This is a genomic window from Thioalkalivibrio sp. ALJT (assembly GCF_000381825.1).
Taxonomy (GTDB): domain Bacteria; phylum Pseudomonadota; class Gammaproteobacteria; order Ectothiorhodospirales; family Ectothiorhodospiraceae; genus Thioalkalivibrio.
Genome location: NZ_KB907121.1, coordinates 136,799 through 157,547, shown reverse-complemented (window position 1 = coordinate 157,547; position 20,749 = coordinate 136,799). Strand labels below are relative to the sequence as shown.

Here is a 20,749-nt window from a genome sequence, read left to right as displayed (position 1 = left end):
GATTCTCCGGAACGCTTCCCGTCTGCCTGTGAATGGATTTTCCGGAGGCTCGCCGGGTGCGGTTGGCGGTGTGGCTTGTCGGGTGCGGCCGGGGTCGCTATGGTTCGGGCCATGACAGAGACAGCTGGCAGTATGGCGCCCCGTGTGGGCGTGGTAATGGGTAGTACTTCCGACTGGGCGACCATGGAGCGCGCGGTGGAAGTGCTGGATCAACTCGGTATCCCGTGCGAGGCGCGTGTGGTCTCCGCCCATCGCACGCCGGACTTGCTGTTCGAATACGCCGAACAGGCCCGCGGCTGCGGGTTGCAGGCCATTATCGCGGGTGCCGGCGGAGCGGCCCATCTGCCCGGTATGCTGGCTTCCAAGACCTCGGTGCCGGTGCTCGGTGTACCGGTTGCCTCGCGCCACCTGAAGGGGCAGGATTCGCTGCTGTCCATTGTGCAGATGCCACGCGGTGTCCCGGTGGCCACGTTCGCGATCGGGGAGGCGGGGGCCGCCAACGCGGCGCTGTTTGCGGCCGCGATGCTGGCCAATGACGACGCCGCGCTGCGCGCGCGCCTGGATGCGTTCCGCCACGCCCAGAGTCAGGCGGTGCTGGGCCAGACGCTCCCGCCGGAAGCGTCATGATCCAGCCGCCTGCGACCCTCGGGCTGCTCGGTGGCGGGCAGCTCGGCCGCTATTTTGTGCAGGCCGCGCAGGCCATGGGTTACTCGGTGTGGGTGCTCGACCCGGACCCGGACAGCCCGGCCGGCCGTCTGGCAACGCGACATCTGTGTCAGGCCTTTGATGACACGGCCGCGCTGGAGGCCCTGGCCGGTGAATGCGCTGTCATTACCACCGAATTCGAGAATATCCCGCGCGCGGCGCTGGACTGGCTGGATGCGCGCGTCCGACTGTATCCGGGGCCGCGCGCCCTGGCCGTTGCCCAGGACCGTCTCGAGGAAAAGGCCTTCCTGGGGGAGATGGGTGTGGCCGTGGCGCCCTGGCAGGCGGTCCTGGCGGGTGCGGTGCCCGAGTTGCGAACCGGTGCCGGCGGGCTCGCCTTCCCGGCCATTCTGAAGACCGCGCGCCTTGGCTATGACGGCAAGGGGCAGGTTCGTCTGGATACGCCCGACGCGCTGCCGGCTGCGCATGCAGAACTGGGCCAGGTCGATTGCGTGCTGGAATCCCGGGTAGAGCTGGAGCGCGAATTGTCGGTACTGATTGCGCGTACAGCGGAGGGTGCCACCGAGTCGTTTCCGGTTGCGGAGAACGCGCACCGCGACGGCATCCTGCATCTGACGCAGGTCCCGGCGCGAGTGGGGGATGCGGTGTGCACGCAGGCGACGGCGATTGCCCGGGAGGTTGTCGACCAGCTCGACTACCAGGGGGTGCTGGCGGTCGAGTTCTTTCTCACCAGCGATGGCGAGTTGCTGGTCAACGAGATCGCGCCGCGCCCGCACAACTCCGGCCACTACAGCCTGGATGCCTGCACCGTCAGTCAGTTCGAGCAGCAGGTGCGTGCGGTCTGCGGGCTCGGGCTGGCGCCGGCCCGGCTGACCACGCCGGTCGCGATGGTGAATCTGTTGGGCGATCTCTGGCCCGCAGGCGGTACGCCCGGCTGGCAGGACGTGCTGGCGGACGGCCGGGCGCGGTTGCATCTTTATGGCAAGGCCGTTGCGCGGCCGGGGCGCAAGATGGGGCACATCAGTGTGCTGGGCCGGCCGGGCCAGGCCGACGCCAGCGCCGTGGTCGCCAGCGCCGAGGACTTGTGGCATGGCCTGGCCCGTGCCGTTGAGGAGGGCGTGGCATGAGCGAGGCGTTCCCCAGTCTCCAGGCGCGGCGCGCGAGGCAGGCGGAGCTCAAGCGCGATCTCGAGTTCGAGGACACCCTGGCGGGCGAGCATTTGCGCTTTCGCAGTACCTGGGGGCTGTTCTCGCCGCGGCGGATCGACGACGGTACTCGGATGCTGCTCGAGCGGATCGAGATTCGCGCGGACGACGACTGTCTCGATCTGGGCTGTGGCTATGGCCCGATTGGCCTGACCCTGGCGCGCAAGGCCCCGCAGGGCCTGACCACACTGGTGGATACCAACTATCTGGCCGTGGAGTACAGTCAGCGTAATGCCGAGCTCAACGGCATCACCAATGTGGAATGCCTGACCAGCAATGGCTTCTCGCGCATTCGCGACCGGCGCTTTGATCTGGTGACCTCCAACCTGCCGGCCAAGGTGGGGCGGGAGATGCTGCAGACCTACCTGCTGGATGCCCACGAACAGATGAACCCCGGCGGGCGTATCTATGTCGTTACCATTACCGGGCTGCGACGTTTTATCGAGAAGGGATTCAAGGACGTGTTTGGCAACTACGACAAGATCAAACAGGGTCGCGAATACACCGTTGCGGCCGCCATACGCGAGCCCGACTGAGCATGATCGAGGGGGCGGGCGAACTGCCGGTCGCGCTGCGCGTACTGTCCGGTGTGCTGCTGGGTGTCACCATGCTGGTGGTGCTCCGGCGCATGCCCTGGGAGGCCTTGTTCGTGCCCGGCCGCGCCCAGCTTCTCGTGATTGCCACGCTGTGTCTGCTGCTCATCTGGAGCCTGCGGGCACAGACCCTCGACGGCCTTGCCCTGCATTTCCTCGGCATGACCGTGGTCACGCTGATGTTCGGCTGGCAGCTGGCCATCCTGATGGCCTTTCTGGTGGTGGCGACCCTGGGGCTGTTCGGCCTGCTGCCTCTGGCGGCCGTTCCGCTGACGGTGTTGCTGGCCGGCTTCCTGCCGGTCATGGTTACGTGGGCTTTGCTGCGGCTGTCCCAGGCCTACCTGCCCGCGCACATGTTCATTTACCTGTATGCGGTCGGTTTTCTGGGCGGGGCGTTGTCGGTGGTGGCAACCGTACTGGGTTCGGCGCTGATCTACGGCCTGTTCACCGATCTGGCCTGGCAGGATATCTACCGCGACTACCTGCGCTATCTGGCCTTGCTGGTGCTGCCGGAGGCGGTGGTCAACGGGATCGTGATCACGGGCCTGGTCATGGTGCGTCCGGAATGGCTGGCGACCTGGTCGGACGAACGCTACATCCACGGCCGATAACCCCCCCCTCCCGACCGCGCGTCGCGCCTTTCCCCGAGGGCGCGAGGTGCCACGGCAAGCGTGTCCATCGAGGCGTGTTTTCATGAGGCGCGCAGGGGTCGTGGTTGGCGTCATGCGGGCATTGGCCCATTAGTTTCTATGTTAATGCACCATTCAGGAAGGCCCTGCTAACGTTCGCTTCAAGACGGGGTAAACCCGATCTGCAAAGAGAATGAGGAGACGATAAAAATGAAAACCAAGTTGTTCGTTCTGGCCGGGCTCGCGGGGAGTGCCCTGATGTTGTCCACCACTGTCCAGGCCGCCGATGTCCAGGCGGGGCAGTCGATGTATCAGAATGTCTGCGCGAGCTGCCATGGCGCAGAGGGTCAGGGCCAGGCGATCTTCCCGGCGCTGACAGGCAAGGACATGGACTACCTGGTCGACATCATGGAGCGCTACCGTGCCGGTGAAGAGGTCGGTGACAACACGGCGCTGATGCGTCCGCAGGCCCAGGGCCTGAGTGACGAGGATATCGCCAATGTCTCCGCCTATATCGCGGAGGAGTTCAACTGAACCCGTCGCTCTGCCGGCGGCCGGCGGGCAAGAGAGTGAGCGGGCCGGGGTTTCCCCGGCCCGTTTGCGTCAGGGGAACCCTGATCCATTTCTGCGCTCGCGGTTTCGTCGCCTTGGCAAGCGGTTAATGCACGGCGACGGCCGTGCCATGTTCTGCTACCCGCCGTAACGGCGGCGCCGCGCAAAACGGGCCGGCTCCCTGCGATGAAGGCGGTGTCACCACTCCCGCAACGATCGCCCCCAACCCGACCGGTTCCCGGAGGGCATCATTTCCTCGTCTTTTGCCTGATATGGCGGCATCCGGTAAAGTTTCGCGATTCCGAGAGCGTGGCCGGTGGTCGGTCCCGCTATCCCAGCGATTCCTGCGAGGCTTCCCATGGCACAACCCGATTTCATCGCCCCGTCCATCCTCTCCGCCGACTTCGCCCGTCTGGGTGAAGAGGTCGACAATGTTCTGGCCTCCGGAGCAGACATCGTCCACTTTGACGTGATGGACAACCACTACGTGCCGAATCTGACCATCGGCCCGCTGGTCTGCGATGCCCTGCGCAAGCACGGCGTGACGGCGCCGATCGACGTGCACCTGATGGTCAAGCCGGTGGATCGCATCATCCCGGACTTCGCCCAGGCCGGTGCCAGCTACATCACCTTCCACCCGGAAGCCTCCGACCATATCGACCGCACCCTGCAGTTGATCCACGCAGAGGGCTGCAAGGCCGGGCTGGTGTTCAACCCGGCGACCCCGTTGTCCTACCTGGAATACGTGATGGACAAGGTCGACATGATCCTGCTGATGTCGGTGAACCCGGGCTTTGGCGGCCAGAAGTTCATCCCGAACACCCTCGACAAGCTGCGCGCCGCGCGCAAGATGATCGACGCATCCGGGCGCGATATCCGTCTCGAGATCGACGGCGGCGTGAAGGCCGACAACATCCGCGAGATCAAGGCCGCCGGAGCCGATACCTTTGTGGCCGGCTCCGCGATCTTCGGCGCGTCCAGTGACGCCGACGCCAATCGCTACAACAGCATCGTCCAGCAAATGCGCGACGAGCTGGCCAAGGCCTGAATTGACGGCCACTGGAGACCGGGATGTCCCTGAAACGCCCCCGCATGATCCTGATCGACCTGGACGGCACGCTGATTGACAGCGTGCCGGACCTGGCCTACAGCGTGGACGCGATGATGCGCGAGCTGGGGCTGCCCGAGCGTGGCGAGGCGGCCGTGCGCAACTGGGTGGGCAACGGCGTGGAACGACTGGTCAAGCGGGCGCTGCTCAATGCGCTCGACGGCGAGCCGGACCCGGAGGTCTTCGAGCGGGCACTGCCCGTCTTCATGCGCATCTACCAGGAAAACACCGCCGGGCGCTCGCCGCTGTATCCGGGGGTGCGCGAGGGGCTGGATCAGTTGAAGGCCGCCGGTTTCCGTCTCGGCTGCGTGACCAACAAGGCCGAGCGCTTCACCGTGCCGCTATTGCGCGAAAAGGGCATCCTCGACGACTTCGAGATCGTGGTCGCCGGGGATGCCCTGCCGCAGAAGAAACCGGACCCGGCGCCGCTTCTGCACGCGGCGAAGGAACTGGGTGTGGACGCATCCGAGGCGCTGATGGTCGGAGATTCGAAGAGCGACGTGAAGGCGGCGCGTGCGGCCGGCTTCCAGATCGTCTGCATGACCTACGGCTACAATCACGGTTGCGATATCCGCGCTGAAGATCCCGACGCGGTGCTCGACCGGCTGGACGAGCTGCCCGGACTGCTGCCCGCCCGGGCGGCATAAGCGGATGATCGCAACGGGTCGCCCAATCGGCCAGCGAATGGACCGGACAGCGGGGCGATGGCGAAACGGCGACTGATCCGCCGCGCTGTCTTCCCTTCTCTTGTCAGGAACCGTTGTGATGACCCCCGAACAGTTCGATCAGCTCGCCCGTGAGGGCTATAACCGCATCCCGCTGGTGCGCGAGGTTCTTGCGGATCTCGAGACCCCCCTGTCCATTTTCCTGAAGCTGGCCAACCGGCCATATTCCTACCTGTTCGAGTCGGTGCAGGGCGGGGAACGCTGGGGGCGCTATTCCTTTATCGGTCTGCCGGCACGTACCCGCGTGCGGGTGCACGGTCACGACATCACGGTGGAGACCGACGGCGCGGTGGTCGAACAGACCACCGAGGCCGACCCGCTGGCCTGGATCGAGGCCTACCAGGCGCGCTTCAAGGTGGCCGAGCTGCCGGGGCTGCCCCGTTTTACCGGGGGGCTGGTCGGCTACTTCGGCTTCGAGACCGTGCGTCTGATCGAGCCGCGTCTGGAGGGCCCGGAAAAGCCCGATGCCCTGGGGCTGCCCGATATCCTGCTGATGCTCTCGGAGGAGGTCGTGGTCTACGACAACCTCTCCGGGCGGCTGTACCTGGTGGTGCACGCTGATGCCACGCGGGCGGATGGCCAGGCAAAGGCCGCGGCGCGTCTGGACGTGCTGGAGACGCGTCTCGGCGAGCCCCTGGTGCCCCCGGATGATCCGCCGCATCCGCATGCCGTTCCGGAGTATGTGCCCGGCTGGTCGGCCGGGGGATTCAAGGCGGCCGTGGCGCGGGCGCAGGAATACATCATGGACGGCGACGTGATGCAGGTGGTGCTGGCGCAGCGCATGAGCGTGCCGTTCTCGGCGCCGCCGCTGAATCTCTACCGCGCGCTGCGCGCGCTGAACCCGTCGCCCTACATGTACTACCTGGACCTGGGCGACCACCACGTGGTCGGGGCCTCGCCGGAAATCCTGGTGCGCCTGGAGGACGACCGCGTGACCGTGCGGCCGATCGCCGGTACCCGTCCGCGCGGGCGCACCGAGGAGGAGGACCGCGCGCTGGAGGCCGAGCTGCTGGCGGACCCGAAGGAGCGCGCCGAGCACCTGATGCTGATCGACCTCGGACGCAACGATGTCGGTCGGGTCTGCGAGATCGGCTCGGTGGAGGTGACGGACACCATGACCATCGAGCGCTACTCGCATGTGATGCACATCGTGTCCAATGTGGAGGGCCGCCTCGCTCCCGGGCACTCGCCGATGGACGTGCTGCGCGCGACTTTCCCGGCCGGGACCGTCTCCGGCGCACCCAAGATCCGCGCGCTGGAGATCATCGACGAACTGGAACCGGTCAAGCGCGGCCCGTATTCCGGCGCGGTTGGCTATCTCTCCTGGTCCGGCAACATGGATACCGCAATCGCGATCCGTACGGCGGTGCTGCATGACGGCGAATTGCATATCCAGGCCGGGGCCGGAGTGGTGCATGACTCGGTGCCCGAGAACGAATGGCAGGAGACCCTGAACAAGGGGCGCGCCGTGGTGCGCGCGGCCGAGACCGCCCTGGGCGGCCTGAGCCCCCGACGCCACAACGACTGAGAGCGCCCGGAACCGTGGGCACACGGATCTTTCACGCCCCCGGGGCGGGCGTCGGCGGGCTTTAGTAGACCTTAGTCCGCGGCCTGTGGCCGCTGCCGGCATTGCGCGGGCGTGCACAGACCCTGCCCGGCCCCGGCGGGTGCCGTCTGGAGGTGCCCTGCTGGCGGCGCGGTTGTTGCCGTACTGAGCGTGCCACGCCCTGCCGGGCCCCTGGCCTCGGAAGAAGCATGGCACCAGCGCGTGCGCCTGGATCAGTGTTTCCCTTGGGGTTGCCCGGTGGCGGGGCCGGGCCCGGGGTATGCTGGTTGCATCGCTCTCTCAATTTGCACAGGTTTACCGGGGTGATAGCGGCCTGCGCCGCCGTGTCTTCCGATGCCTCCGATCAGCAGGACGTATGGTCATGATCTTGATGCTCGACAACTATGACTCCTTCACCTTCAATCTGGTCCAGTATCTGGGGGAGCTGGGGGCAGAGGTGGTGGTGCACCGCAACGACTGCATTACCCCGGACCAGATCGCGGAGCTGGAGCCGGAGGGGATTGTGATCTCGCCCGGCCCCTGCACGCCGAACGAAGCGGGCGTGTCGCTGGAGGTGATTCGCCGCTTCGCAGGGGCAGTCCCGATCCTCGGGGTCTGCCTCGGACACCAGGCGATTGGCCAGGTCTTCGGCGGCCGGGTCGTGCGGGCGCGCGAGATCATGCATGGCAAGACTTCGCCCGTTCACCACACCGGGGTGGGGGTGTTCGCCGGTCTGGAGAACCCGCTGGAGGCCACGCGCTACCACTCGCTGGTTGTGGAGGCCGCCAGCCTGCCGGATTGTCTGGAGGTCACCGCCTGGACCCGGCGTGAGGATGGCACCCGTGACGAGATCATGGGTTTGCGCCACCGGGAGCTGGACGTCGAGGGGGTGCAGTTTCATCCCGAGTCCATCCTGACCCGCCAGGGGCACGAGCTCCTCGACAACTTCCTGCGCCGCCTGCCCCAGCCGGCGTGACCCCCGGGTTCGGCGCAATACCCTTACACCGTCCGGACTGCACAGAGTTGATGGCGGCGCCGGGTACCCGCCCGGCGCCAGGGCGCGTGGTGTGACGGGCACCGTCGACGAGCGGCGAACGCGGTTGCGTTTTGCGCTTCTGGTGGCGCCGTTGTCCATGCTGGCGCCGTTCTCGCTGGATACCTATCTGCCTTCGTTTCCGGCGATGGCCCAGGCCCTGGCCGTCGACAGTGTGGCCATGCAGGCCACACTGTCGGCTTACCTGGTCGCATTCGCCGTTGCCACGCTGGTTGCCGGTCCGCTGTCGGATGCGCACGGGCGGCGTCCGGTCGTGTTGTGGGCCTTGCTGGCCTATGTACTGACCTCGGCCCTGCTGGTCGTTGCGGTGGAGTACTGGCAGGTGCTGGTGCTGCGCATGGGGCAGGGGCTTGCGGCGGCTGCCGGTGTGGTGGTCGGGCGGGCGTTGATCCGGGACCGTTTCGACCCGACCGAGGCGCGCCGCGTATTCGCCCTGGTGACCATGATGTTCGCGGTCGGTCCGGCCGCCGCCCCGATCATCGGTGGCTGGTTGCAGTCCGCATTCGGCTGGCGTTCGGTGTTCGCCTTTCTGACGCTGTACGGGGTGGCGCTGCTGGTGGCGATCCGGATCGGCTTGCCGGAGACCCTGCCACCGGTGGGGCGGGTCTCCAGCCGGCCACGTGCGGTGATCCGCGGCTACCTGGGCACGCTGCGTAACCCGGCCTTCCTGTTTCCGGTGGTGGTGCACGCAGGGATGTTCGGGGCCATGTTCCTGTTTATCGCCGCCTCTCCGAGCATCATCTACGAGCACCTCGGGGGCGGCGAGCGGGATTTCTGGTGGCTGTTCGGACCCCTGGTGGCGGGGCTGGTTGCGGGTGGCTTTGTTGCCGGGCGTGTGGCGGGTGTGGTGAGCCCGCCGCGGGCGGTGGCGATCGGTCTTGCACTGACCGGTCTGGCTCTGGCGCTGGTTGGGCTTGCGGTGCTGGCCCGGGGGCCGGTGGTCGCCATCACCATGCCGTTCGCCCTGTACAGTTTTGCCCTGGCCACGGCGATGCCGTCGCTGACCCTGTTGGCGCTCGATTGCTACCCCGGTGCCCGTGGCATGGCAGCGGCGATGCAGGCCTTCGTGCAGCTCGGCTTCAGTGCTTTGCTCGCGCTCTTCCTGGTGGACTGGCTGGATGATGCCATGGGCCATCTGGTGCTGGCGGCGCTGCTGATATGGGGGCTTGCCCTGCTGGCCTGGCAGTTTGTCCCCGTGCGGCACTGAGTGTCTGCCCGCGCGGCGTCTCCGGTCGTGCCGGGACTACGTGGGCGTTACACTAGCCGCCTGATCGACTTCCCGGCAGGAGCAGCCCTGTGACCGTGCAACAAGCGATAGCGGCCCTCATTGAGCGTCAGGATCTGGATGCGGCCACCATGACCGCCGTCATGCAGGCCGTGATGACCGGCGCGACCACCGATGCCCAGATTGGCGGGCTGCTGGTGGCCCTGCGCATGAAGGGCGAAACCATCGAGGAAATCCGCGCCGCCGCGGGCGTGATGCGCGAACTGGCGACGCGGGTGGATGTGCCGCGGACCGGCCTGGTCGATACCTGCGGTACCGGCGGCGATGCCTCCGGCACCTTCAATATCTCCACGGCCTCGGCGCTGGTCGCAGCGGCGGGGGGGGTGCGGGTGGCCAAGCACGGAAACCGTTCGGTGTCGTCGAAGTCCGGTTCCGCGGACGTGCTGGAACACCTGGGTGTGCATCTCGGGCTGTCGCCGGAGGCGGTGGGGTCCTGCATCGAGGAGGTCGGCGTCGGCTTCCTGTTTGCCCCCGCGCATCATGGTGCGATGAAACATGCCATCGGCCCGCGCAAGGAGCTGGGTGTGCGCACCCTGTTCAACGTGCTGGGGCCGCTGACCAACCCCGCCGGGGCGCCGAATCAAGTGCTGGGCGTGTTCTCCGCAGCCTGGGTGCGGCCGCTGGCCGAGGCCCTGAAGGGGCTGGGCAGCGAACATGTGCTGGTCGTCCACGCCGAGGACGGACTGGACGAGATCAGCATCGCTGCCCCGACCCGTGTGGCCGAGCTGAAGGACAGCGCAATCGAGGAGTACACCGTAACGCCGGAGGATTTCGGGCTGGCACGGAGCGGCCTGGATGCGATCCGCGTCGATAGTGTGGAGGCCTCCGCCGCGATGCTGCGCGGTGTGCTGGAGGGGCAGGTCGGCGCCGCCCGCGAGATCGTCCTGCTGAACGCCGGGGCAGCGATCTACGCCGGGGGTGGCGCCGAGTCGCTGGCTGCGGGGGTGGGCCGTGCGGCCGAGGCGATCGACTCCGGCGCTGCCCGCGAGCGCCTGGAGCGGCTGCAGGCGACCAGCGCGCGACTGACTACCCAACAGGATTAAGGAGCAGGAACTTTGATGAACGACGTCCCGGACATCCTCAAGCGTATCCTCGAGCGCAAGCGCGAGGAGTTGAAGGAACGCGAGGCCTACTGGCCCCTGCGCGAGCTGCGTGGCTGGATGGGCTCGGCCCCGGAGCCGCGGGGATTCCGGGCTGCGCTGCAACGCGATGTCGATGCCGGCCGCGCGGCGGTGATCGCGGAGATCAAGAAGGCCAGTCCCAGCAAGGGGCAGATCAGTCCCAACTTCAACCCGGACGCCTTCGCCCGCAGCTACGAGCAGCACGGGGCCACCTGCCTGTCGGTGCTGACGGACGTGGACTTCTTCAAGGGGCGCGACGGGGATCTGCGTGATGCGCGCGTCGCCTGTCAGCTTCCCATCCTGCGCAAGGACTTTGTGATCGATCTCTATCAGGTCTACGAGGCGCGGGTGCTGGGCGCGGACTGTGTGCTGCTGATTGCCGCTGCGCTGGATGACACCGCGTTGCACGAGCTGTACTTCCTGACCCGCGAGCTGGGCATGGATGCCCTGGTCGAGGTGCATGATGCCGCGGAGCTCGAACGTGCGAACAAGATTGGTGCCGACCTGATCGGCATCAACAACCGCGATCTGCGCAGCTTCGAGACGCGCCTGGAGACCACGCTGGAGCTGCAGGGCCAGGTGCCGGACTCGGCGCTACTGGTCACCGAGAGTGGTATCCATACCCGTGAGGATGTCGCACGCATGCAGGCAGCGGGGGTGAACGCCTTTCTGGTGGGCGAGGCCTTCATGCGCACCGAAGATCCGGGGCTGGCGCTGGGCCGGCTGTTCCGCGGCGAAGACTAGTACCACGGCAATAAGTCGCCCGGGGATTGCATACTTGCGGGCGCAGCGCCCGCCCGCATTGTCTGCGGACAGGTTTTCGCCAGGGTGCCGGTCAGCGGGTGCCGAACACCACGATGGTCTTGCCGCGGGCGGTGATCAGTCCGCGCTCCTCCAGATCCTTCAACACCCGTCCGGCCATCTCACGCGAGCAGCCGACGATGCGGGCGATCTCCTGACGGGTGATGCGCAGCTGCATGCCGTCCGGGTGGGTCATGGCGTCGGGCTGGCGGGCCAGATCCAGGAGGGTGTGGGCAATGCGGCCGGTGACATCGACAAAGGCCAAGTCCATCACCTTGCGCGAGGTCTGGCGCAGGCGGGCGGCGATCTGGCTGGTCAGCAGTATCAGGATTTCCGGGTCCCGCTGCGCGATTTCGCAGAACTGGGTGTAGGGGATCTCGGCGGTCTCGGTATCCTCGCGGGTGACGACCGTGGCCGAACGCGGATCGTCCTCGAACATGCCGAGTTCACCAAAGAACTCGCCCTTGTTCAGGTAGGCGAGGACGAGTTCCTGACCGTTGTTCTCCCCCAGCACCGATACCGACCCGTTCACCACGTAGTACAGCGTGTCCGGCACCGTGCCGGAATGGATGATGGTGGTGCGCTTGCGATACTGGCGGTGGTGGCAGTGGCCAAGAAAACGCTCCAGCGCCGGCGAGGGCTGGGACGGGCGGTAGACGAACGGGTTGTGCATGGCTTCCATGTTCACGTCCGGTGGCAGGTCTGTGAGGATGGGCGTCAGTGTAATGCAGCATTCGCTGCCCACCAGCCGGACCGGTCAGGTGCAAGGCACAAAATCCGGTACCAGGATGCCGATTTTGTGCCGCAGGTCCGGCCTGAGTACAGTCCCCGAGTATAGGCGTGGATGCTTCGATCCAGCGGCAGGAGAGGATGAGCCCGATGCAGGTGAAAGTGAAATGGCTGGACCAGGTGGCGTTCGTTGGTGAGACCGACAGCGGCCATGCGGTCGTGATGGATGGCGCACCGGATGCCGGTGGCCGCAATCTGGGGGCTCGGCCCATGGAGATGCTGCTGCTGGGCATGGGCGGCTGCACCAGCTTTGACGTGATCGCGATGCTCAGGAAGGCGCGCCAGGAGGTGCTGGACTGCGTGGTGACGGTGGATGGTACGCGGGCAGAAACGGTCCCCAAGGTGTTTACCGATATCCATGTGCACTTTCGGGTCTACGGCCACGAGCTTTCGGAGAAGCGCGTAGGACGGGCGGTGGCGCTTTCGGCGGAAAAGTACTGCTCGGCCTCGCTGATGCTGGGCGCATCCGCAAAGGTGACCCACGACTTCGAGATTATCGAGGGCCCGGCCCCGCGCTGACGGCGCCAACGCGAGCGTGTACATTGCTCCGTGTTTCCCTGGTGGGGCCGGGGCGTCTACAATTCGCCGCTCGCTGCGGCCCGGGCAAGAGGACACGCCATGCCTCGTCACAAGAAGCAGATCAAGCTCCACGGTTTCAACAACCTGACCAAGAGCCTGAGCTTCAATATCTACGACATCTGCTATGCCTCGGGTGAGCGGCATCGCGATGAGTACATTGCGTATATCGACGAGGCGTACAATGCCCAGCGTCTGACGCAGATCCTTTCCGATGTGGCGCACCTGATCGGGGCCAACATCCTGGATATCTCGCGCCAGGACTACGACCCGCAGGGGGCGTCGGTGACGATGCTGATCTCGGAGGAGCCGGTGGCGACCGAGCAGATCGGCTACACCGAGGGCCCGGGTCCGCTGCCGGAGACGGTGGTCGGCCACCTCGACAAGAGCCACATCACCGTCCATACCTACCCGGAGGCCCATCCGGAGGGCGGGATCGCGACCTTCCGTGCCGATATCGATGTGTCCACCTGTGGCCGCATCTCGCCGCTGCGCGCGCTGAACTACCTGATCCACAGCTTCGAATCGGACATCGTGATCATGGATTACCGCGTGCGTGGCTTCACCCGCGACGTGCGTGGCAAGAAGCACTTCATCGATCACAAGATCAATTCCATCCAGGACTTCCTCTCCCGCGATACCAAGGAGAAGTACCAGATGGTGGACGTGAACGTGTACCAGGAGTACCTGTTCCACACCAAGATGGTGCTGAAGGACTTTGACCTGGACAGTTACCTGTTCGGGCTGGGCAAGGACGACTACTCGGCCAGGGAGGCCAAGCGCATCTCCAAGCTGCTCAAGCACGAGATGATGGAGATCTTCTACGGCAAGAACATGAGCCGCCCCGGCTGACACGCCGCCATGGGCGGGGCGGGGCGCCCCGAGTCGTAACGGGCGCCGGGTCAGATCCAGTAGGCGGTACGGGTCATCACGCTGGAGGTCAGCGGCATTAGCAGGTTGCGTACCGGCCAGGGCGGTGCCTTGCCGCCAAGCGCCATGGCATGTGCACCATGTTCGACCTCGTCCTGCTTCATTTGCTCGAGGATGCGCGCGGAGACCTCGTCCTGCGCCGGCAGGCGCTCCAGGTGCCGATCCAGGTGGCGCTCGACCTGGCGTTCGGTCTCGTCGATAAAGCCCAGGCTGTAGGCGTCGCCGGTCAGGCCGGCCAGGGCACCCAGTCCGAACGATCCCACGTACCAGAACGGACTCAGAAGGCTGGTGCGGCCGCCGAGGTCGTGCACCCGCCGCGCGCACCAGTGCAGGTGGTCGCCCTCCTCGCGTGAGGCCTGGTCCAGGTGGTCGCGGATCTCCGGCTTGCGGGCGGTCAGCATCTGTCCCTGGTACAGCCCCTGAGCGGCCACTTCGCCGGCGTGATTGACACGCATCAGGCGGGTGGAGAGGTCGCGTTCGTGATCGTCCAGGTGCGGGCCGATGTCGTCCCCGCCGGGGGATGGGCGGCCGGTGGCGCGGGCATGGCCGGAGACGACCTTCACGAACGCATCGGCCTGGCTGATGAGGTGGTCCAGTGGGGAGAGTCGGCGCATGGGGTCCTGCCGTCGGGCGGTGGTTTGAATGCCAAGGGTACCGCAAGCGTGCGCCGGGATCAGCGGCCGGATGGGTGTCGGGCCAGGCGCGCGGCGAGGAAGCGGGCCGGTGACAGGATCGGTGGCGCCTCCGTTTGTGCTGCTGCGAGGGCGCGCAGATGCACGCTGCAGCCGACGTTCGGACTGACAATCAGGTCCGGGGTATCCGCGGTCAGGGCGTTCAGGGTCGCGTGGCCCAGGACGTCGGCCATCTCGGGCTGGGTCAGCATGGCCGTTCCGCCGGCGCCGCAGCAGTTAGGCGCGGAGCCGACCCTGACCAGGGTGACCCCGGGCAGTTGTTCCAGCAGGCCGGGCAGATCGCGGGCCTCACGGGTCACGTTACGCTGGGTGCAGGGCAGGTGCAGTGCGATGCGCACCGGTGTATCGGTCCAGATGCCCGCGTCGCCGCCGGCCTGCAGGCGTTCGCCGAGGAAACGCGTCAGGCTGAGGCTGCGGGCCGCCAGGGTGGCATCCGGGTATTCACTCAGGGTGGCCTCACAGCCGCTGTCGAGGACGATCACGGGCCGTTTGTCGGCGGTGCCGAAGGCCTCGATGTTGCGGTGGCGAAGTGTCTGCGCGGCCTGGCGCCGTCCGGTGTGCTGATCCAGTGCCCCGCAGCAGGTCTGCCCCCGGGGGATGGCGACGCGTGTGCCGAGGGCGGTCAGGACCTCCAGTGCAGCGTCCAGGTCCGGCCCGGTGAAAAAACGGTCCATGCAGCCGGTAAACAGCAGTACGTCCGCCTCGTCGTCGCGCGCGGCGAGTTGGAGCCCGGGCGGCGCTGCGAGGGAGTCCCGAGTGTGCGCCAGGCTGCGCTTCCAGAGGCCGTCCGGCAATAGCCGCTCCGCGTTGAGGCGTGCCCCGGCCCGGGCGGTCAGCCCCCCAAGGGCACGCAGGGAAGGCTGCCGCAGCGCTCGCTGCTGCAGGCGGTGCTGCCAGCGGTCAAGGTGTGAGCTCGGTACGGTGTGCTCGTCGAGAATTTCGCGGGCACGATCCATCAGGGCGCCGAAGGGGACGCGCGCCGGGCATACGGACTCGCAGGAGCGGCAGCCCAGGCAGCCCTGCAGGTGGCTGCGCAGTCGGGGCGCCCCCGGGTCCAGATGCCCCTGGGCCAGACCCTGCATCAAGGTCAGCCGACCGCGTGGAGAATCGCCCTCGATACCGTGCCAGCCATAGGTAGGGCAGTGTGGCAGGCAGAGACCACAGTGCACGCACTGATCGGCGCTGGAAAGGCCCTGAAATCTCAGGGGGCGGTCCGATGCCCCCAGCGGCTTTGCTAGGGTCTGGCCTCCATTTTCTTCCTGGAGGTTTTCCATGCGTGTGCGTTCGTGCCGTCCTGTTCGGTTGTCGCTGGTCTCGCTCATCCTCGCGAGCATACCAGTCTCGCAGGGGATGGCCTGGGAGGCCGAGGGCTGGCAATCCACCATCGAACTGGGGGCCTCCAAGACCACCGGGAATACCGAGTCCACCAATGCCAGCGCCCGGTTTCGCGCCGACCACACCACGGTCGACTGGCGGAACCAAATTCGTCTGGACGCCTTCTTCCAGGAAGAGGACGACGAGACCACCGGCGAACGGTATGTTGCCGGCTACCAGGCCGACCGCAAGCTGGGCGAACATGACTACGTGTTCGGGGCGCTGCGCTACGAGCGGGATCGCTTCAGCAACTTCGACTACCAGGGTTCGGCTACGGTCGGTTACGGTCGCCGTCTGATCGATAGCGAACGCGTGCAGCTGGACGGTGAGATCGGTGCCGGTATGCGGCAGGTGCGTATCCGTGCCACCGGGGAGACCGACAGCGAGCCGGTCGGTCGCCTGGCCGGCAATATCCGCTGGGATATCAGCGACACAGCCCATCTGACCGACGAGCTGCTGATCCTGACCGGGAGTGACAACACCGAGGTCGAGAACATCCTCGCCCTGACCGCTGACCTCTCCAGCCGACTGGCCCTGCGTACCAGCTTCACGGTGAAGCACAATACCGACGTGGAGCCGGGCGTGGACAAGACCGACACCATCACCGACGTCTCTCTGGTCTACCGCTTCCGCTGAATGCACGGACGCCACATGCCGCCACCCGCCGTTTTGTGTGCGTCAGCGTTATCATGACCCGCAGGAATCACCGGAGACATCCATGGGCTATTACCAGCGCCACATCTTTTTCTGCACCAACTGTCGCGAGGACGGTAACTGCTGCGAGGACCACGGGGCCACGGAGATGCGCGCCTACGCCAAGCACCAGGCGAAGGCCATGGGCATCCACGGCAAGGGCCAGGTGCGCGTGAATACCGCGGGCTGCCTGGACCGTTGTAACGAAGGGCCGGTGGCTGTCGTGTACCCGGAAGGCGTCTGGTACACCTATCACGACGAACGCGACATCGACGAGATTCTGGAGGAACACCTGAAAAACGGCCGCGTCGTCGAGCGGCTGCAGATCTGACAGGCGGGCGCCGCACTTGACTTTGTGCGGCTGCCTCCGTAGATTTCGCAACCCGCGTGGCTACGTAGCTCAGCTGGTTAGAGCACATCACTCATAATGATGGGGTCCCCTGTTCGAATCAGGGCGTAGCCACCACCGTCTTCCCGAAAGGGGCTGCCTCGGCAGCCCCTTTTTCGTTTGGGCGCCGAGCCCGGCTCGTGCTCATTCGGTGCCCAGGGTCTGGTCCGTGCTTCGTACCGGGAACGCGGTCATTGTGTTTCGCCATCCCCTTCCGGGATGTATTCGAACAGCTCGCAAAGTTTATCCATGGCGTCGAGCTCGATACGAACGGCCGCCTCCTTGTAGAGGAGGGAAACCGTATTGTGATGTAGCCCGGTCGGTCGCGTGGGCGACATCCATGATCTTCATTTTCCGCTTTCCGTCATTGCACCTGGAGGCGCTGGTCGTGCATGGACGCGTTTCGATGGCCAGTGATGTCTGGGCCTGCTGGCGCCCCGGCGGGTGGCCGTGCTTCTGCCGGGGACGGGGTCCCGTCGCCCGGATGGTAGCGGGGCTGGATTTTGATCCCGTACATCGGCAGCGTGTAGTGACGCTGGCCGAGCAGGTTCCTCTCGGTCCGCGATTCGCTTGCCCACGGTTTCCGGGCATGCCGCGTTGTTCGGTTCCCGTGCGCGCCCATCCAATGGAGTTGGGCGCGTTGTCCTGTCGGGTATTGCGGTGGGGCGGAATGTGAGAGGGTGAGCGCAAGAATTGCAGGGTCGATCACGCCCGGATCACTGGACGGGCCTTGAACGGCGCGCCTCAAGGAGACTGATGCTATGGAAGCAACCCCCTGGGTTCTGTCACTGGACCCCTGGCAATACTGGCTGATCCTGGCCGTCACCATTCTCGTGCTGGATCTGCTCTTGTTCGGCGGCCTGATGTCCGGCGGGGGCGGGGTTACGCTGATCCTGGCCGGTGGTGCCTTCGGGGCGATCGTCCCTGCCGCCTTCGGGGCCGATATGGCGGGCCAGATCCTCGGCGGGATCGCCGGCATGATCGTAATGGGGATTTTCGTCTTCTGGATCGGCCGGCGCTGGGTGCGCGGGGATGACCGCAACCTGGCCGGGCAGGATATTCGTGCCGGCCGCGAGATCCTGCAGGTCGAGGATCGCGACGGGCGACTGGGCGTGACCCTGCTCGGGGATTTCTATCCTGCGCGCCCCGAGTCGGAGGACTACGCCTTGAGCGAAGGTGAGCGCGTGCACCTCGTTCGTTTCGAAGGGGTCACCGCGATCGTGAGCCCTGAAGTACAAGACCACGCATAACCGCAAAGGAAGGCAACAATGGAAGGTCTGATTCTCTTCATCGTACTGGCCGTTCTGGTCGGCGTGTTCATCTCCATGGGGATCACCATGATCCCGCAGCGCCGGGGCATGGTGATCGAGCGCCTGGGCAAGTTCCACCGGGTGCTGAATCCTGGACTAAATCTGATCATCCCGTTCGTGGATCAGCCGCGGCCGATCACGATCCTGCAGTTCGAGGGTCAGGAGAAGGTGGTGCGCACCGAGACCAAGATCGACCTGCGCGAGATCCTGCTGGACTTCCCCAGCCAGGCCGTCGTCACCCGGGACAACGTCGGCGTGACCATCGACGGGGTGATCTATTACCAGATCATGGACCCGCAGGCGGCGGTGTACGGTGCCGAGAACCTGGTGCTCGCGATCCAGACCCTCGCCCAGACCACGCTGCGCTCGGAGATCGGCAAGATGGAGCTGGACGACATCTTCGAGAACCGCGAGACCATCAACAAGCAGATGGAGGCGGTGATGGACGAGGCCGGGCAGAAATGGGGCCTCAAGGTGAACCGGGTCGAAATCCGCGACATCTCCATGCCGGAGGATATCGTGCAGGCGATGAACCAGCAGATGGTTGCGGAACGTACCCGCCGTGCCACCGTGCGCGAGGCCGAGGGCTACAAGGAGGCGGAAATTCGCCGCGCCGAAGGGGATCGCGACGCGGCCATCGCACGCGCCGAGGGCGACAAGCAGGAGGCCGTGCTGCGTGCCCAGGGTGAGCGCGAGGCCATCGAACTCATCGTGGGCAGCCTGCGCGACCACCCCGAAGGCGCCAAGGCCGGCGTGAACTACCTGATCGCCCAGCGCTACATCGGCATGCTGCCGGAGCTGGCAAAGGATGGCGATCGCGTGTTCGTGCCGATGGAGGGCACCGCCCTGCTGTCGAGCCTGGGCGGCATGCGCGATCTGTTCGGTGCAGGGGCGATGGGGAGTGTCGATGCTTCCGTGAGTGCCGGAGGCGGAACGTCGCCCCCGCGGTAGACCGGTCGCGTACCCGCTCGCCCGCTATGCCTCGGCCCTGCACGGGCTCATGGCTCATTGATCGATGGCTCCTCGCAACAACAGGTCAGGCATGCACGGGAGATGCCCGCGACTGGCTCCCGTCGCGCTGATCCCCGGGATCATGCCCGGGGCGAGCCCGACGGGAGGCACTTGCCAATCGTTGCCTGGAGCTTGTCCGTCCCTACTGGTATCGCCGCCTGCCCCCGGCGCGCGCAGCCGATCTGTGTCGGAGCAGACGGGGTCATGGCTGCTGGCCCCGGCGTGTTGCAAGTCTTTGTCGGGTCCACCATGATCCTGCAGGCGCATGGGTCATCCCTGTGCGGCCGTGCTCGTCGGAGCGTCTGGCGGAGAATGATGCGCTGATGCCCGAAGGGGGTGTCGGCCCCGATGAGTGAACGCTGCCCCTGCGGTGCGGTCCTGTTTAGATGAAACCTGCAAGGGTGGGTGCGAAAATCGTGGAAGAGAAGAACGCCAGATAATGGACTTCGATCGCCTGCATGAGCGTTTGGCCCGTTGTCGCCTGGGGGATCGTCAGGCGTTCGAGGACCTCTACGAAATGGCCGGACCGCAACTTTTTGCCCTGGTGCTGCGTATTGTTAAGAGACGCGACTGGGCAGAGGAAGTCTTGCAGGAATCATTCATTCAAATCTGGCATCGGGCGGGCGATTACCACGCGGGGCGTGGCAGCGCCTGGGCATGGATGTCCGGCATTGCGCGCTTTCGGGCTATCGATTGCCTGCGCCGCCAGCGCGAGTCGGTCGCGCTCGACGATATCGAAGAACCGGTAGATCTGCTGCGTGGGCCGCTGCAGGAAGCGGTGCGGGGGGACGGTGCCGCCCATCTGGCAGAGTGTCTGGATGAGCTCAGTAAGGATCAGCGGCGCACTATCGTGCTGGCGTTTATCGAAGGGCTGACGCATGGCGAGGTCGCCAGGCATCTGCAAACACCGATCGGTACGGTCAAGAGCTGGGTGCGGCGCGGCCTGGCTGCATTGCGGAGGTGTATGCAGCCATGAATTATCGTAACCCCGAATTGCTCGACCGGTTGGCCGCCGAATATGTGGTGGGTACGCTTCGCGGGCGTGCACGTCAGCGCTTTGAGCGTCTGCTGACCGAGGTCCCGGAATGCCAGGAACGCGTGGATACCTGGCAGGCGCACCTGGCAGCGTTGCCAGCCGGGCTGGAACCCGTCCAGCCGCCACCGCGGGTGTGGCGCAATATCCAGGACCGGCTCTGGGGAGGGCTTCCGCAACCCGGCCGGACCGCCTTGCGAATCTGGCGTTCCTGGGCCGTTGCGGCTTCCGTGGCGGTCGCGGTGATGGTGGTCGTGCAGTGGCCGATTGACGTAACCGACCCGGTGCCCGAGCGCGTGGAGGTGGCGGCTGACCGTATCGCGCTGATTCATGATGAAGATGGCGAGCCCATGTGGGTGGTCCAGGCAAACCTTGAGCGCCAGCTGGTGGCGATTCGTGCGGCCCGCACGGTGACACCGGATGACGATCATGCGCATGAATTGTGGGTCATAGCCGATGATCACGACCCAGTATCCCTTGGTGTGCTGCCCGAAGAGGGAAGACTGGAGCGGCCGCTGACCGCGGAGCTGCAGGCACTGATGGCGAGGGCGCAGGCACTGGCGGTGAGTGTCGAGCCCGCAGGCGGCTCGCCGACCGGACTCCCCACGGGGCCGGTCATCCTCGAGGCCAGGCTGATTACCGGCTGAACCTGCGCCAGCGGGGCTGGC

General features: G+C 66.0%; 24 protein-coding genes and 1 tRNA gene. 21 read left to right on the top strand and 4 right to left on the bottom strand.

Features of this window, described 5'->3' with window-relative positions:
- Positions 1-111: 111 nt before the first annotated feature.
- The 12 genes from purE to trpC all read left to right on the top strand — a co-directional run bounded on the left by purE (position 112) and on the right by trpC (position 11,228).
- Positions 112-627 carry a 5-(carboxyamino)imidazole ribonucleotide mutase gene (gene purE, locus G332_RS0100775; protein WP_026340486.1) on the top strand — a complete coding sequence of 172 codons (516 nt, stop codon included), beginning with the start codon at positions 112-114 and terminating at the stop codon, positions 625-627.
- Positions 624-1,793: a 5-(carboxyamino)imidazole ribonucleotide synthase gene (locus G332_RS0100770; RefSeq protein WP_019625086.1), complete on the top strand. Its 1,170-nt coding sequence runs from the start codon at positions 624-626 to the stop codon at positions 1,791-1,793. The genes purE and G332_RS0100770 overlap by 4 nt, the downstream gene beginning before the upstream one ends.
- Complete coding sequence (locus G332_RS0100765) at positions 1,790-2,407, top strand: class I SAM-dependent methyltransferase (protein WP_019625085.1); 618 nt, start codon at positions 1,790-1,792, stop codon at positions 2,405-2,407. The genes G332_RS0100770 and G332_RS0100765 overlap by 4 nt, the downstream gene beginning before the upstream one ends.
- Before the next feature lie 2 nt (positions 2,408-2,409).
- Positions 2,410-3,075, top strand: a complete 666-nt coding sequence (locus G332_RS0100760; RefSeq protein WP_019625084.1) for an energy-coupling factor ABC transporter permease — start codon at positions 2,410-2,412, stop codon at positions 3,073-3,075.
- Between the two features lie 228 nt (positions 3,076-3,303).
- Positions 3,304-3,627: a c-type cytochrome gene (locus tag G332_RS0100755; protein WP_019625083.1), complete on the top strand. Its 324-nt coding sequence runs from the start codon at positions 3,304-3,306 to the stop codon at positions 3,625-3,627.
- A gap of 376 nt (positions 3,628-4,003) precedes the next feature.
- Complete coding sequence (gene rpe, locus G332_RS0100750) at positions 4,004-4,693, top strand: ribulose-phosphate 3-epimerase (protein WP_019625082.1); 690 nt, start codon at positions 4,004-4,006, stop codon at positions 4,691-4,693.
- A gap of 23 nt (positions 4,694-4,716) precedes the next feature.
- Positions 4,717-5,400 (top strand): phosphoglycolate phosphatase, encoded by a 684-nt coding sequence (locus G332_RS0100745; protein ID WP_019625081.1) that lies wholly within the window; start codon positions 4,717-4,719, stop codon positions 5,398-5,400.
- Positions 5,401-5,518: 118 nt separating this feature from the next.
- Positions 5,519-7,006, top strand: a complete 1,488-nt coding sequence (gene trpE / locus G332_RS0100740; protein WP_019625080.1) for an anthranilate synthase component I — start codon at positions 5,519-5,521, stop codon at positions 7,004-7,006.
- Between the two features lie 400 nt (positions 7,007-7,406).
- Positions 7,407-8,000, top strand: a complete 594-nt coding sequence (locus G332_RS0100735) for an aminodeoxychorismate/anthranilate synthase component II (protein WP_019625079.1) — start codon at positions 7,407-7,409, stop codon at positions 7,998-8,000.
- 91 nt (positions 8,001-8,091) lie between these two features.
- Positions 8,092-9,285 carry a multidrug effflux MFS transporter gene (locus G332_RS0100730; RefSeq protein WP_019625078.1) on the top strand — a complete coding sequence of 398 codons (1,194 nt, stop codon included), beginning with the start codon at positions 8,092-8,094 and terminating at the stop codon, positions 9,283-9,285.
- An 89-nt stretch (positions 9,286-9,374) separates the two neighbouring features.
- Positions 9,375-10,406 (top strand): anthranilate phosphoribosyltransferase, encoded by a 1,032-nt coding sequence (trpD, locus tag G332_RS0100725; RefSeq protein WP_019625077.1) that lies wholly within the window; start codon positions 9,375-9,377, stop codon positions 10,404-10,406.
- A 15-nt stretch (positions 10,407-10,421) separates the two neighbouring features.
- On the top strand, positions 10,422-11,228 hold the full coding sequence (gene trpC / locus G332_RS0100720) for an indole-3-glycerol phosphate synthase TrpC (protein ID WP_019625076.1): 807 nt from the start codon (positions 10,422-10,424) through the stop codon (positions 11,226-11,228).
- Between the two features lie 91 nt (positions 11,229-11,319).
- Here trpC and crp read toward each other — a convergent pair whose 3' ends face one another.
- Positions 11,320-11,967: a cAMP-activated global transcriptional regulator CRP gene (crp, locus tag G332_RS0100715; RefSeq protein ID WP_019625075.1), complete on the bottom strand. Its 648-nt coding sequence runs from the start codon at positions 11,965-11,967 to the stop codon at positions 11,320-11,322.
- 197 nt (positions 11,968-12,164) lie between these two features.
- On the opposite strand from crp, the gene G332_RS0100710 reads away from it, so the two are divergent.
- Positions 12,165-12,593, top strand: coding sequence for an OsmC family protein (locus tag G332_RS0100710; RefSeq protein WP_019625074.1), 429 nt, complete (start codon positions 12,165-12,167; stop codon positions 12,591-12,593).
- A 99-nt stretch (positions 12,594-12,692) separates the two neighbouring features.
- Complete coding sequence (speD, locus tag G332_RS0100705) at positions 12,693-13,502, top strand: adenosylmethionine decarboxylase (RefSeq protein WP_019625073.1); 810 nt, start codon at positions 12,693-12,695, stop codon at positions 13,500-13,502.
- Between the two features lie 50 nt (positions 13,503-13,552).
- Here speD and coq7 read toward each other — a convergent pair whose 3' ends face one another.
- A complete protein-coding gene (gene coq7 / locus G332_RS0100700; protein WP_019625072.1) occupies positions 13,553-14,194 on the bottom strand; it encodes a 2-polyprenyl-3-methyl-6-methoxy-1,4-benzoquinone monooxygenase in 642 nt (213 codons plus the stop codon).
- A gap of 59 nt (positions 14,195-14,253) precedes the next feature.
- Positions 14,254-15,546 carry a heterodisulfide reductase-related iron-sulfur binding cluster gene (locus tag G332_RS0100695; RefSeq protein ID WP_019625071.1) on the bottom strand — a complete coding sequence of 431 codons (1,293 nt, stop codon included), beginning with the start codon at positions 15,544-15,546 and terminating at the stop codon, positions 14,254-14,256.
- On the opposite strand from G332_RS0100695, the gene G332_RS0100690 reads away from it, so the two are divergent.
- From G332_RS0100690 to G332_RS0100680, 3 genes are all read left to right on the top strand, one after another.
- Positions 15,545-16,282 carry a YdiY family protein gene (locus tag G332_RS0100690; RefSeq protein WP_026340485.1) on the top strand — a complete coding sequence of 246 codons (738 nt, stop codon included), beginning with the start codon at positions 15,545-15,547 and terminating at the stop codon, positions 16,280-16,282. The two genes, G332_RS0100695 and G332_RS0100690, sit on opposite strands and share 2 nt — an antisense overlap.
- A gap of 82 nt (positions 16,283-16,364) precedes the next feature.
- On the top strand, positions 16,365-16,670 hold the full coding sequence (locus G332_RS0100685) for a ferredoxin (RefSeq protein WP_019625069.1): 306 nt from the start codon (positions 16,365-16,367) through the stop codon (positions 16,668-16,670).
- A 58-nt stretch (positions 16,671-16,728) separates the two neighbouring features.
- A tRNA-Met gene (locus tag G332_RS0100680) sits at positions 16,729-16,805 on the top strand.
- Between the two features lie 113 nt (positions 16,806-16,918).
- Here the strand turns inward: G332_RS0100680 and G332_RS12585 are convergent.
- Complete coding sequence (locus G332_RS12585; RefSeq protein ID WP_019625068.1) at positions 16,919-17,065, bottom strand: helix-turn-helix domain-containing protein; 147 nt, start codon at positions 17,063-17,065, stop codon at positions 16,919-16,921.
- A 423-nt stretch (positions 17,066-17,488) separates the two neighbouring features.
- Between G332_RS12585 and G332_RS0100670 the strand changes: the two genes are divergently transcribed.
- From G332_RS0100670 to G332_RS0100655, 4 genes are all read left to right on the top strand, one after another.
- Complete coding sequence (locus tag G332_RS0100670) at positions 17,489-17,977, top strand: NfeD family protein (RefSeq protein ID WP_019625067.1); 489 nt, start codon at positions 17,489-17,491, stop codon at positions 17,975-17,977.
- An 18-nt stretch (positions 17,978-17,995) separates the two neighbouring features.
- The gene (locus G332_RS0100665) at positions 17,996-18,988 is read left to right on the top strand and encodes an SPFH domain-containing protein (protein ID WP_019625066.1); all 993 of its coding nucleotides are present in this window, start codon (positions 17,996-17,998) and stop codon (positions 18,986-18,988) included.
- Positions 18,989-19,487: 499 nt separating this feature from the next.
- Positions 19,488-20,024 carry a sigma-70 family RNA polymerase sigma factor gene (locus G332_RS12580; protein ID WP_019625065.1) on the top strand — a complete coding sequence of 179 codons (537 nt, stop codon included), beginning with the start codon at positions 19,488-19,490 and terminating at the stop codon, positions 20,022-20,024.
- Entirely contained in the window at positions 20,021-20,728 is a 708-nt protein-coding gene (locus G332_RS0100655; protein WP_019625064.1) for an anti-sigma factor domain-containing protein, read from the top strand. Before G332_RS12580 ends, G332_RS0100655 begins: the two co-directional genes overlap by 4 nt.
- The last annotated feature ends 21 nt before the right edge of the window (positions 20,729-20,749 follow it).